Below are 12,596 nucleotides of genomic sequence, written 5' to 3'. Positions count from 1 at the left end.
AACACATAAGCCCCTCCCCTTCAGGGGAGGGGTTGGGGGGGGGGCCTGGCCGTCTCACCGAGCCCAAAGCTTGCGGCACCGCCCCACCCCAACCCAGCATCAGGTGAACAGCGCCCCGCGCTGTTCAGGCCATGCTGGGAGCATGGCCGACCTGATGCTCCTGAAGGGGAGGGGCTAAGATGGAATCAATCCGCACCACCTGCGCCTATTGCGGCGTCGGCTGCGGCATCCTCGCGACGCGCACCGGCGCGCGCGCGGTCGAGATCAAGGGCGATCCCGAGCACCCCGCCAATCACGGCCGGCTCTGCTCGAAGGGCACCCATCTCGGCGAGACGGTCGGGCTCGAGGGGCGGCTGCTCCACCCGATGATCGGCAAGCGCCAGGCGAGCTGGGACAAGGCGCTCGACCTGGTGGCGAAGCGCTTCCGCCAGACGATCGCCGAGCACGGGCCCGACAGCGTCGCCTTCTACGTCTCGGGGCAGCTCCTCACCGAGGACTATTACGTCGCCAACAAGCTGATGAAGGGCTTCATCGGCTCGGCGAACATCGACACCAATTCGCGGCTGTGCATGTCGAGCGCGGTCGCAGGCCATACCCGCGCGTTCGGCGAGGACGTGGTGCCGGCGAGCTACGACGATCTCGATACGGCCGACCTGTTCGTGCTGGTCGGCTCGAACACCGCCTGGTGCCATCCGGTGGTCTATCAGCGCATCCGCGCGCGCTGCGATGCGGGCGCGAAGCTGGTCGTGATCGATCCGCGCCGCACCGAGACCGCCGACGAGGCCGACCTGCACCTGCCGATCCGCCCCGGCAGCGACGTCGCTTTGATGAACGGCCTGCTCGCGCATTGCCGCGACAACGGGCTGATCGACGAGACTTACCTTGCCCGGAGCGTCAGCGTACCCGACGATTTCTGGGACAAGGTCGGAGAGGGGAGCGACCTGTGGTCGGTGGCGCGGGCCTGTGATCTGCCGCCCGCCGACCTCAGGCGCTTCTTCGAATTGTTCGCCGCGCACCCGCGCACCGTCACCCTGTTCAGCCAGGGGGTGAACCAGTCGCTGCGCGGCACCGATCAGGTCAACGCGATCCTCAACGTCCACCTCGCCACCGGACGGATCGGCAAGCCGGGCGCCAGCCCCTTCTCGATCACCGGCCAACCCAACGCGATGGGCGGACGCGAAGTCGGCGGGCTCGCCTCGACGCTGGCGGCGCACATGGATTTCGCGCCGGAGAATGTCGCACGGGTGGGCCGCTTCTGGGCGGCGCCGACGATGGCGTGCAAGCCCGGCCTCAAGGCGGTCGACCTGTTCCGCGCGGTGGGCGAGGGGCGGATCAAGGCGCTCTGGGTGATGGCCACCAACCCGGCCGTGTCGATGCCCGATGCCGGCCGCGTGCGCGATGCGCTGGCGGCATGCCCCTTCGTCGTGGTCTCGGATGTGATCGCCGAGACCGACACGAGCAAGTTCGCGCATGTCCGGCTGCCCGCGGCGGCCTGGGGCGAGAAGGACGGCACGGTCACCAACTCCGAGCGGCGGATCAGCCGCCAGCGCGCGATCCTCGACCTGCCGGGCGAAGCGAAGCCCGATTGGTGGATCGTCACCCAGGTCGCGCGGCGGATGGGGTGGCGGACGGCCTTTCCCTATGACCGCCCGGCCGAGATCTTCCGCGAGCATGCGCGGCTCTCGACCTATCAGAATGACGGCGCCCGGCTGTTCGAGCTGCGCGGGCAGGCGGCGATCGGCAACCAGGCCTATGATGCGCTCGAGCCCTTCCGCTGGGGCGGCGAGGCCTTCGCCGAAGGGCGCTTCCCGACCGCGGACGGCAAGGCGCGGCTCGTCCCCGCCCGGCAGGTCGCGCTCCAGGAGCCGCTGCCCAAATGGCCGATGACGCTCAACACCGGGCGCTACCGCGACCATTGGCATACGATGACGCGCACGGGGCTCAGCCCCAAGCTCGCGCGGCACCGCGACGAGCCCTTGGTCGAGGTGCATCCCGACGACGCAGCCGAGCTCGGCCTGGCGGATCGCGGGCTGGCGCGGGTGTCGACGCCGCAGGGCGACAGCGTGTTCCGGGTGACCTTGAGCACCGGCCAGCGGCGCGGCGAGCTGTTCACGCCGATCCATTGGACCGATCAGCAATCGACCGGTGGGCGCACCGGCCTGCTGCCGCGGCCGCTCGTCGATCCGCATTCGGGCCAGCCCGGGTTCAAGGCGACCCCGGCGGCGATCGCGCCGGTGGCGGCGGCGTGGCGGGGCTTCCTGCTCGCCGCGGGCGAAGTGAAGCAGCCCGACTGCCTGTGGGCGACGCGCGTGCGCGTGGCGGGCGGCGTGCTCTACGAACTGGCCGGCGAAGGCGACCCGGCGCAGCTCGATGCGCTGCTGCCCAAGGGGGAACGGATCGAGGCCCTCGATCGCGCGCGCGGCTCGCGACGCCTTGCAGTCCTGAAGGATGGCAAGCTCGCAGCGGCGCTGTTCGTCACGCGCGAAGGGCTGCTGCCGTCGCGCGAGTGGTTGATCGCGCAGATCGGCGAAGCGGCTAGCCCCGCCGTGCTGGCGGGCGCTCCTCCGGGCGCGCGCGAGGATCGCGGGCCGATCGTCTGCCTGTGCTTCGACGTCGGGCTCAAGACCATCGTCCAGGCAGTCGCCTCGCAGCAGCTGACCAGCGTCGAGGCGGTGGGCGCGGCGCTTTCGGCGGGGACCAATTGCGGCTCGTGCCGTCCGGCGATCCGCCGGCTGATCGAGCAGAACAGGAGTGCGGCCAATGCAGGATGATCTCATCGGGCTCGGCGAAGTCTGGCTGGTCGGCGCGGGACCCGGCGACCCCGACCTGCTGACCCGCAAGGCCGAGCGCCTGCTGGGCGCCGCGAGCGTGGTGTTCTACGACGCGCTGGTGGGTGAAGGCGTGCTGGCGCTGATCCCGGCGCATGTGCGGAAGGTGCCGGTGGGCAAGCGCTCCGGCCGGCATTCGAAGGACCAGGATTCGATCAACGACCTGCTCGTCGAGGCGGCGCTGGCGGGCGAGCGCGTGGTGCGGCTGAAGGGCGGCGATCCCTCGATGTTCGGGCGCTCGATGGAGGAAGTCGCGGCGCTCGCCGAAGTCGGCGTCCGCGCGCGGATCTGCCCCGGGGTGACCGCCGCCAGCGCGGCCGCCGCCTCGGCCGGCATCTCGCTGTCGCTGCGCGGACTGGCGCGGCGGGTGCAGTTCGTCACCGCGCATGCCCGCGCCGGCGAGCCGCTCGATCTCGACTGGGCGCAGCTCGCCGATTCCGGCTGCACCACCGCCTTCTACATGGGCCGCTCGGCGGCGGGCGACATCAGCCGCAATCTCATCGCGCACGGGCTCAACCCGAAGACTCCGGTGCTGATCGCCTGCGACGTCAGCCTGCCGAGCGAGCGCTGCCTGCGCACTCGGCTGGATCTGCTGCCGCTCGCGGTGCAGGCGGTGACCGAAGGCAAGCCCACGCTGATCCTCGTCGGCGAGGCGGTGCGCCAGGACGAAACGGCAGCCGCCCCGCTCATGGCGGCCAAGGCGCAGATCTGACGGGACTGGCGGCGTAGCCATTTCCTCCCCCTCCCTGAAAGGGAGGGGATAGGGGTGGGTTTAGCGACGACGCGGCTCGATGCCGCGGTCGTCGCTGTTTTGCGAGGGTGCTGGAGAGTCTCTTAGGCGCGCAGACGCGCGCACCCACCCCCGACCCCTCCCTTCCAGGGAGGGGCGTAAGAATGTCTACCGCGTCAGCGCGTCGATCGCCCCCATGTAGCGGCGGCCGACGGGTACGGCATTGCCGCAGGCGAGGTGGATCAGCGCGCGTCCGGCGCCGTCGCGGCAGACCTGGCGGACGTTGCGCGCATTGATCACCGTCTGGCGGTGGACGCGCACGAAGCCCAATGGCGCGAGCCGGTCGGAAAGCTCGCTGAGGGTCGCGCGGACGAGATGCGCGCGGCCATGCGCGACGATCTCGCTGTAATTGCCCGCCGAGCGGATCAGCACGACATCGTCGGCGCGGACGCGGAGCAAGGGCGATTCGGGGAAATCGAGCCATTCGCCGGGCGCGGCGGGCGTGGGCGTGGGCGGCGTCGGCGCCGGCTCGAACCGCGGCGTGCGGCGCAGTTGCGCGGTCAGGTGCTGCTCCCATGCCAGCAGCACCAGCAGCATCGTCGTGCCCAGGATCGCCACCCGCGGCAGGAAGTCCGAAAGCGGTGAGGCGGAGGGAAGGGCGCAGCTGGGATCGACCGGCGCGGCCAGTATCTGCGCGGTCAGCGCATCGGCGATGCCGACCGGCACGAAGGCGAGCGCGACGAGCAGGAGGCGCGAGCGCTGCGGCGCCAGCATCGCCTCGCGCAGCCGGTCGCGGAACACCCAGGCGAGCGTGATCAGCGTGCCCCAGATCAGCGCGACGGTGAAATCGCCCTCGGGATTCGGCGCGGCCGATCGCGGCGCGGGCACGCTCTCGCCGCCGCGCACGCCATAGCCGAGCAGGAAGGCGAGACCGGCCAGCACCGCGGCGCCGGTGCCGGAGATGCTCAGGTCCGAAATCGACTCGCGGGGCCTTGTCGCCATGCGCGCAGGATAGCGCACCCGTGCGCGCGCGCGAACGGCCGTTCGTCACGCGGGCGTGACGTTCGTCCCAATCCGCTCCCGAAGCCTGCGCCGCTGCGGGATTTCGGCGGCCGAGGGGCGAAGGAAAGGACCGTGGACCATGCGTATTTCCCTCTGTTGTCTATCGCTGCTCGCCGCGCCCCAGGCGCTCGCCCAGCAGGCGCCGGCGCCGCAGGGCCGCGACGTCGTCCGCGCCGCCGACGACGCGTTCGGCCGCCGCGTGGGGATCGAGGATGTCGGGCTCTACAGCGAAAGCGAGGTGCGCGGCTTCGACCTGCAGAGCGCGGGCAATTACCGGATCGAGGACCATTATTTCGTCCGCGCCGCGGGGCTGCCGCTGACCCTGATCGACGGCACCGCGATCCGCGTCGGCGCCAACGGCCTGCGCACCGATTTCGCCGCGCCCTCTGGGGTGGTGCAATACGACCTGCCCGACATGGAGCCCGGCACGCGCGGGCGGATCGAGGCGGGCTGGTGGGGCGGCAGCGGGCCGGTGCTTTCGACGCGCGTCACCGCGGCATCGGCCGACGGGACGCTCGGGGTCGTCGGCTCGGTCCAGCTCAATCCGCTGCAGGACTATACCGACGGCACCGGCGGCGATTTCTTCACCGTGGGGGTCGTGCCACGCTGGTCGCCGCTACCGGGCGTCGCGCTGACCGCCCTCTATGGTCGGACCTGGTACGAGCGCGGCGGCGACACCGTGTTCGCCACCGCCAATGGTGCGCCGCCACCAGAGGTGGTGCGCGGCCCCGAGCGCTCGCAACCCTGGATGGAGCAGCGCACCGAGACCACCCAGGCGGGGCTCATCGCCGATGTCGAGGCGGGGAAGGGATGGCGCTTCGGCGCGTCGGCGTTCTTCTCGGGAGTCGAGGACCAGCGGACCTATTTCAACCTGGTGCGCTTCCCCGCGGGCGGCGGCCCGGTCGAGGAGATCGCCCAGGCCTTTGGCGACGAGCGGTACCGCTCGATCTCGTCGGAAGTCACCGCCGCGAAGAGCTTCGCCACCGGATCGCTCCAGCACCGCCTCATCGCCATGGTCCGCCGCCGCGACAGCCTGAACGTGATGGGGCCGGGCACGGCGCTGCCGGTCGTGCTGTTCCCCGATGTCGACGCGCCGGTGGCGGTCCCGCGCCCGGCCTTCGCCATCGATCCGCGGCGCAAGCGCGACACGGTCGGGCAATGGGCCGGCGGGCTCGGCTACCGCCTGTCGATCGGCAGCGCCGCCGAGCTCCGCGCCGACGTCCAGCGCGCCGAATATACCAAGACGGTGCGCGCGCTCGACGGCACCACCACGCGCGAGACGACGCGACCCTGGCTCTACAGCGCCTCGATCACCGGCGGCATCACCTCCGATCTCACGGCCTTCGCCAGCTACGCCCGCGGGCTCGAGGAATCGGGCGTAGCGCCGGGCAATGCGGTCAATCGCGGCGCGGTGCTACCCGCGGCGCTCTCGCGCCAGGCCGAGCTCGGGCTGAAATATCGCTTCCCCGGCGGGCCGGCGCTGATCGCGGGGCTGTTCGACCTCGCCAAGCCCCTGCCCGGGCTCGACGCGAGCGGCATCTACGGCTTCGTCGGCGAGGTGCGGCACCGGGGCGTGGAGCTGTCGCTCGCCGGGCCGATCACCGAACGGCTGAGCGCCGTGCTCGGCGCCACCTGGCTCGACGCGCGGATCAGCGGCGAGCTGGTCGACAGCGGCGTGATCGGATCGCACCCGATCGGCCGGCCCGAGCTGATGGCCCTCGCCAACCTCACCTGGCGCGTGCCCGGCGTGGAGGGGCTGGCGATCGACGGCGGCGTGAGCTTCCGCGGCGAGCGCTACGCCAACCGCGACAACAGCGCGACGCTGCCCAGCTACGCGATCTTCCAGGCCGGGCTGCGCCAGCGCTTCACCGTCGACGGCCAGCCGCTCACCGTTCGCGCGCGCGTCACCAACCTGTTCGACAAGTTCGTGTGGAGCGCGAGCAATGCCGGGCTCTTCACCTTCAACAACAAGCGCGTCCTGACCCTGACTCTGACGGGGGAGATTTAGCGCGCCAGTTACGCCCCTCCCTGCAAGGGAGGGGGTGGGGGTGGGTGCGCGCGTCTGCGCGCCCAAAAGACTCATCGCCCAGCGAAGAAGCGTCAGACGAGGCATCGAGCCTCGTCCAACGCTACCCACCCCTAACCCCTCCCTTGCAGGGAGGGGAAAGCTGGCTGTCGATCCCTAGGAAAGCCCGCGCGTGTCCGGTCGGAACCGCGCGTGGCGGGGGAGGTCGTCGCCCGGCTCGGCCCAGGCGATGCGGCTGGCGTGGAAGATGTGGAAGCCCGGGACCACCGCGTCGGGTTCGTCCAGCGTTGCGATGCTGAAGTCCACCGTCTCGGGCTGATGGTCGACCTGCATCAGGAAGGGCGTGCCGCACCGGGTGCAGAAGCGGCGGTGGCCGAAGTCGCTCGACGCGACGGTGCCGACCAGTTCCGCGCCCCGGGTGAACACGAAATCGCCGACCGGCACGCTGGCGAACGCCATGGCGGGGCTGCCCGAGTTGAGTTGGCAGGTGCGGCAATGGCACCAGCCGCCGTCGAACGGCTCGGATTTCAGCTGGTAGCGCACGGCACCGCAGAGGCAGCCGCCTTCCATCGCTCAGCTCCGATAATCGGCGTTGATCGAGATGTAGCCGTGGGTGAGGTCGCAGGTCCAGACGGTGGCGCGGCCTTCGCCCAGGCCGAGCTCGACGCCGATCTCGATCTCCTGGCCCTTGAGATGCGCGGCGACCGGCGCCTCGTCATAGCCCGCGACCGCGAGGCCGCCCCGCGCCACCTGCGTCGTGCCGAAGCGGATCGCGAGCTTGTCGCGCTCGGCGGGCTCGCCGGCCTTGCCCACTGCCATGACGACGCGGCCCCAGTTCGCGTCCTCGCCGGCGATCGCGGTCTTCACCAGCGGCGAATTGGCGATCGACATGGCGATGCGGTGCGCGCTGCGGTCGCTCTCGGCGCCCTCGACAATGATCTCGATCAGCTTCTGCGCGCCCTCGCCGTCGCGGACGACGAGCAGGGCGAGCTGGTGGCAGAGATCGGCCAATGCGGCGCGGAAGGCATCGGCGCCGGCGTCATCGTCGCCCGTCAGCGGTGCGTTGCCCGCCTTGCCGGTGGCGAAGGCGAGGATCGTATCGCTCGTCGAGGTGTCGCCGTCGACGGTGATGCAGGAGAAACTCCTGCGATTGGCGTCGTTCAGCGCCGCCTGTAGAAACTCGGGCGCAACTGCGGCGTCGGTGAAGACGAAACCCAGCATCGTCGCCATGTCCGGCGCGATCATCCCCGAGCCCTTGATGATCCCGACCAGATTGACCGTGCGCCCGTCCACCACCGCGGTCGTCACCGCCGCCTTGGCGAAGGTGTCGGTGGTCATGATCGTCGCGGCGGCGTCCTCCCAACTGCACGGCTCGGCCGTGAAGGCGGCGGCGAGCCCGGCCTCGCTCTTGTCGATCGGCAGGGGGACGCCGATCACCCCGGTCGAGGCGAGGAAGACGTCCGAAGGCTCGCAGCCGAGATGCTGCGCGGTCTTGGCCGCGAGATTCTCGACCGCGGCGCGCCCGCGATCGCCGGTGAAGGCGTTGGAGTTGCCGGCATTGACCACCAGCGCCCGCGCCTGGCCGAGCACCAACGCCTTGCGGCACCATTCCACTTCGGGCGAAGGGCAGCGGCTCTGCGTGAGCACGCCCGCCACCGCGGTGTCGGCGTCGAGCGTGACGAAGGTCAGGTCGCAGCGATCCCAGGTCTTGTAGCGCGCACGGGCGATACGTGGTGTCACGCCCGGGATGGCGGGGAGATCGGGGAAGGGTAGGGCGAGCGGGGAACGTTCCATGGTGAAGCGCCTAGCCGCTGGCGCTTCCCGAATAAAGCGTGGAGCGTTTGACCAGGTAGCTTGGCCAACCTAGCGTGTCGGCATGACGGAAAAGACGCAAGCGAAGAAGGCGCAGATCGTTGCTCGTCGGCTTGCGACGCTCGGCATTTGGAACGGATTGCTCACCGAGGACGAATCGATCGTCCCGCCATTGATGACCGACAAGGAAATCGAGGAACGCTGGGATCGAAAATTTGGGCCTGCTGCTTGATACATCAGACTCTTAGGTTGAATTGACATTCAGCCTTGCTTCGGGATGCGTGGCCGAGCCTGTTAGGTCATATCAACATTCAGCCTTCTTTATCCTCCCCCGCCAGGGGGAGGTGGCACGCGCAGCGTGACGGAGGGGGCGGAATCACTGCGCTCCATTAGAGAGGACGCTGCTTACCTCCCCCTCCGACGCCTTCGGCGCCACCTCCCCCTGGCGGGGGAGGATTGAAAGGCCTCGCTCGCCTGAATGTCGATACAACCTAGTGCCAGCGCCTGAACCCGCTTCTCCTCAACTCACCGACACGTAAGGCGCTGGCAAAGTAGGATTTGATCTGCTTCTGTTCTGGCCATGGGCAAGCGGCAGAATCCTCCGTCATTACGCGGTGTCGCGTCGGTATCGCGCGGGCATGGCGCATGTGCCGCAAGTCGAAGCGTGATCGGCGCAACCCGGGCGCATGCGGGGCGCGCAGGTGTCGCGCCGGCGCCGCGTGTCTGTGGCTTGCGCGGCGCCCATGCGGCGCGCGATTGTCGCTTCACGGGCGCGAACCCGCCGTTTCCCCGGCGCAAACCCGCCGCTTCCGACCGAAAACCCTGCGATCGAGTCAATTTGGGTCAACCAGGGTCAAACGATCGGCTGTGCCGTCCGCAGCACGGTCTCCGGCGCGGCCGGAACCGGCGCCGTGGCGGGAACGTCTGGCGCGCGGAGCATTTTGATTAGACGAACGGCAAGCGGCACACTATGTCGCTGCCTCTTGCTGAGAGAGCCGATTTGGAACTGCTGCTTCTCCTGACTGCGTTGTTCGCGAGCCTGACCGGTAGCGGTTCGGGCGAGCGCGCGGTGCGCCAGGTGCAGGGCGTCGCGGTGGTCCAGGCGGCGCAGGTGGCGCAGGCGGCGGTCAGCCCGTCGCGGCGGTCGATCCCCGCGGCTACGGCTCCGCGAGGCGTCAGTCTCGAGCGGACCGCGTGGCGGCAGGGCGAAAGCGCGCCGCTTCCCGCAACCTATCTGCCCTTCGAGCGTCGGCTCGAGTGAGGCTTGCGCGCGGCGCGCCCAGGCGTGCCGCCCGATCTTCGTCTTTCGCTTGATGCAGGCGCCGGGCAGTCATGCCGCGCCTGCCGGACCAACATCAGATTACGACAGGAAATCCCATGCTCGGCGGCCTGGCCAAGTCCCTTTTCGGCTCCTCGAACGAACGCTACGTCAAGTCGCTCGGAGCGATCGTCCAGAAGATCAACGCGTTCGAACCCACCATCTCGGCGATGGACGACGCGACGCTCGCGAACCAGACGGTCCTCTTCCGCGAGCGGCTGGCGGGCGGCGAGAAGCTCGATTCGATCCTCCCCGAAGCCTTCGCCACGGTGCGTGAGGCGGCCAAGCGCACGCTCGGCCAGCGCCACTATGATGTCCAGATGATCGGCGGCATCGTGCTCCATCGCGGCGAGATCGCCGAGATGCGCACCGGCGAGGGCAAGACGCTGGTCGCGACGCTCGCGACCTATCTGAACGCGCTGCCGGGCGACGGCGTGCACGTCGTCACGGTCAACGACTATCTCGCCAAGCGCGACGCCGAGTGGATGGCGCAGGTGTACAGCTTCCTCGGCCTCACCACTGGCGTGATCATCCCGAACCTGACCGACGAGCAGCGCCGCGAGGCCTATGGCGCGGACATCACCTACGGCACGAACAACGAGTTCGGCTTCGATTATCTGCGCGACAACATGAAGTACGACCGTGCGTCGATGACGCAGCGGCCGTTCAACTTCGCGATCGTCGACGAGGTCGATTCGATCCTGATCGACGAGGCGCGCACCCCGCTGATCATCTCGGGCCCGACCGACGACCGCAGCGAGCTCTACATGGGCGTCGACGCCATCGTGAAGCAGCTCAAGCCCGACGACTATGAGAAGGACGAGAAGCAGCGCACCGTGGTGCTCACCGAGGACGGCACCGAGCGGGTCGAGCGCATGCTCGAGGCCGCCGGGCTGCTCCAGGGCGCCAATCTCTACGATTTCGAGAACACCCAGGTGGTGCACCACCTCAACCAGTCGCTGCGCGCGAACGTGATGTTCAAGCGCGACATCGACTACATCGTGAAGGAAGGGAAGGTCGTCATCATCGACGAGTTCACCGGCCGCATGATGGACGGGCGCCGCTGGTCCGAGGGCCTGCACCAGGCCGTGGAGGCCAAGGAAGGCGTCCAGATCGAGCCGGAGAACCAGACGCTCGCCTCGATCACCTTCCAGAACTATTTCCGCATGTACCCCAAGCTCTCGGGCATGACCGGCACCGCCGCGACCGAGGCGCCGGAATTCTTCGACATCTACAAGATGAACGTCGTCTCTATCCCGACCAACCTCCCCGTGAGCCGCGTCGACGAGGAGGACGAGTTCTACAAGACCACCGAGGAGAAGTTCGGCGCGATCGCCAAGAAGATCCGCGAGCATTCGGCCAAGGGCCAGCCGGTGCTGGTCGGCACGGTCTCGATCGAGAAGTCGGAAATGCTCTCGGAATTCCTCAAGAAGGAAGGCGTCGAGCATGCCGTGCTCAATGCGCGTCACCACGAGCTCGAAGCGGGTATCGTCGCGCAGGCGGGCCGGCTCGGCGCGGTGACGATCGCGACCAACATGGCGGGCCGCGGCACCGACATCCAGCTGGGCGGCAATCTCGAGTTCCGAGTCCATGACGAACTGGGCGAGATGCCCGAGGGCCCCGAGCGCGACGCGGCGGTCGAGCAGATCAAGGCCGAGATCGCGGCCGAGAAGGATCGCGTGAAGGAGGCGGGCGGGCTGTTCGTGCTCGGCACCGAGCGCCACGAGAGCCGCCGCATCGACAACCAGCTGCGCGGCCGCTCGGGCCGCCAGGGCGATCCCGGCCTCAGCCGCTTCTACCTGAGCCTCGACGACGATCTGCTGCGCATCTTCGGCTCGAACACCCTGTTCGCCCGCATGATGCGCTCGAACATCGAGGACGGCGAGGCGATCGGCTCGAAATGGCTGTCGAAGGCGATCGAGACCGCCCAGAAGAAGGTCGAGGCGCGCAACTACGACATCCGCAAGCAGGTCGTCGAGTACGACGACGTGATGAACGATCAGCGCAAGGTCATCTACGAGCAGCGCGCCGACATCATGGACGCCGAGACGGTGGGCGAGGTCGTCGCCGACATGCGGCTCGAGACGGTCAACGCGATCGTCGGCGAGGCGTGCCCGCCCAATAGCTATCCCGAGCAGTGGAACGTCGCCGGCCTCAAGGAAAAGGTCGCCGCGACGCTCGCGGTCGAGGCGCCGGTCGACGAATGGATCGCCGCCGAGGACGGGCTCGAGCCCGAACAGGTGGAGGAGCGCATCCGCGAGATGGCCGACGCGCTGGTCACCGCCAAGTCGGACGAGCTCGATCCCGAGACCTGGACGCAGATCGAGAAGTCGATCCTGCTCCAGAATCTCGACCATCACTGGAAAGAGCATCTCGCGCTGCTCGATGCGCTGCGCCAGGTCGTCCACCTGCGCGCCTATGCACAGAAGACGCCGATCAACGAGTATAAGCACGAGGCGTTCGCGATGTTCGAGCGGATGTTGAACAACATCCGCGAGGACGTGACGCGCACGCTCGCCTTCGCGCAGTTCCGCATGGCCCCGCCGCCGGACCTGCCCGAACTGCCCGACTTCCTGACCACGCACATCGATCCGCTGACCGGCAGCGACAATAGCGGCGACTATGACGCGGGCGCGGCGGGGCTGGTGTTCAACCAGCTGCCGCAGATGGGGATTCCGCAGCCTTCGGGCGAGGATCTCGGCTCCGATCCGGCGCAGTGGGAGGGTCTGGTCAGCCGCAACGCGCCGTGTCCGTGCGGCTCGGGCCGCAAGTACAAGCACTGCCACGGCGCGCTGACGGCGTAGGCGGCAAAGAAAAACC

Annotated in this window: 9 protein-coding genes; 6 read left to right on the top strand and 3 right to left on the bottom strand. The window is 69.0% G+C overall.

The window, feature by feature from the left end:
• Positions 1-179 precede the first annotated feature (179 nt).
• Positions 180-2,771, top strand: a complete 2,592-nt coding sequence (locus MT490_RS08945) for a nitrate reductase (protein ID WP_297386166.1) — start codon at positions 180-182, stop codon at positions 2,769-2,771.
• The gene (cobA, locus tag MT490_RS08940; RefSeq protein ID WP_297386163.1) at positions 2,761-3,540 is read left to right on the top strand and encodes a uroporphyrinogen-III C-methyltransferase; all 780 of its coding nucleotides are present in this window, start codon (positions 2,761-2,763) and stop codon (positions 3,538-3,540) included. The genes MT490_RS08945 and cobA overlap by 11 nt, the downstream gene beginning before the upstream one ends.
• A gap of 186 nt (positions 3,541-3,726) precedes the next feature.
• Here the strand turns inward: cobA and MT490_RS08935 are convergent, their stop codons facing one another.
• A complete protein-coding gene (locus MT490_RS08935) occupies positions 3,727-4,560 on the bottom strand; it encodes a LytTR family DNA-binding domain-containing protein (protein ID WP_297386160.1) in 834 nt (277 codons plus the stop codon).
• A gap of 139 nt (positions 4,561-4,699) precedes the next feature.
• On the opposite strand from MT490_RS08935, the gene MT490_RS08930 reads away from it, so the two are divergent.
• The gene (locus tag MT490_RS08930) at positions 4,700-6,628 is read left to right on the top strand and encodes a TonB-dependent receptor (RefSeq protein WP_297386157.1); all 1,929 of its coding nucleotides are present in this window, start codon (positions 4,700-4,702) and stop codon (positions 6,626-6,628) included.
• Positions 6,629-6,802: 174 nt separating this feature from the next.
• On the opposite strand, the gene MT490_RS08925 is transcribed toward MT490_RS08930, so the two are convergent.
• Positions 6,803-7,216: a GFA family protein gene (locus MT490_RS08925; RefSeq protein ID WP_297386154.1), complete on the bottom strand. Its 414-nt coding sequence runs from the start codon at positions 7,214-7,216 to the stop codon at positions 6,803-6,805.
• Positions 7,217-7,219: 3 nt separating this feature from the next.
• A complete protein-coding gene (argJ, locus tag MT490_RS08920; protein WP_297386151.1) occupies positions 7,220-8,440 on the bottom strand; it encodes a bifunctional glutamate N-acetyltransferase/amino-acid acetyltransferase ArgJ in 1,221 nt (406 codons plus the stop codon).
• An 82-nt stretch (positions 8,441-8,522) separates the two neighbouring features.
• On the opposite strand from argJ, the gene MT490_RS08915 reads away from it, so the two are divergent.
• The 3 genes from MT490_RS08915 (at position 8,523) to secA (ending at position 12,580) form a co-directional block, all read left to right on the top strand.
• A complete protein-coding gene (locus MT490_RS08915; protein WP_297386148.1) occupies positions 8,523-8,690 on the top strand; it encodes a hypothetical protein in 168 nt (55 codons plus the stop codon).
• 768 nt (positions 8,691-9,458) lie between these two features.
• On the top strand, positions 9,459-9,719 hold the full coding sequence (locus tag MT490_RS08910; protein ID WP_297386145.1) for a hypothetical protein: 261 nt from the start codon (positions 9,459-9,461) through the stop codon (positions 9,717-9,719).
• A 116-nt stretch (positions 9,720-9,835) separates the two neighbouring features.
• Entirely contained in the window at positions 9,836-12,580 is a 2,745-nt protein-coding gene (secA, locus tag MT490_RS08905) for a preprotein translocase subunit SecA (RefSeq protein WP_297386143.1), read from the top strand.
• The last annotated feature ends 16 nt before the right edge of the window (positions 12,581-12,596 follow it).

Source organism: Sphingomonas sp. (assembly GCF_026460985.1).
Taxonomy (GTDB): domain Bacteria; phylum Pseudomonadota; class Alphaproteobacteria; order Sphingomonadales; family Sphingomonadaceae; genus Sphingomonas.
This window is presented reverse-complemented; position numbering and strand designations above follow the sequence as displayed.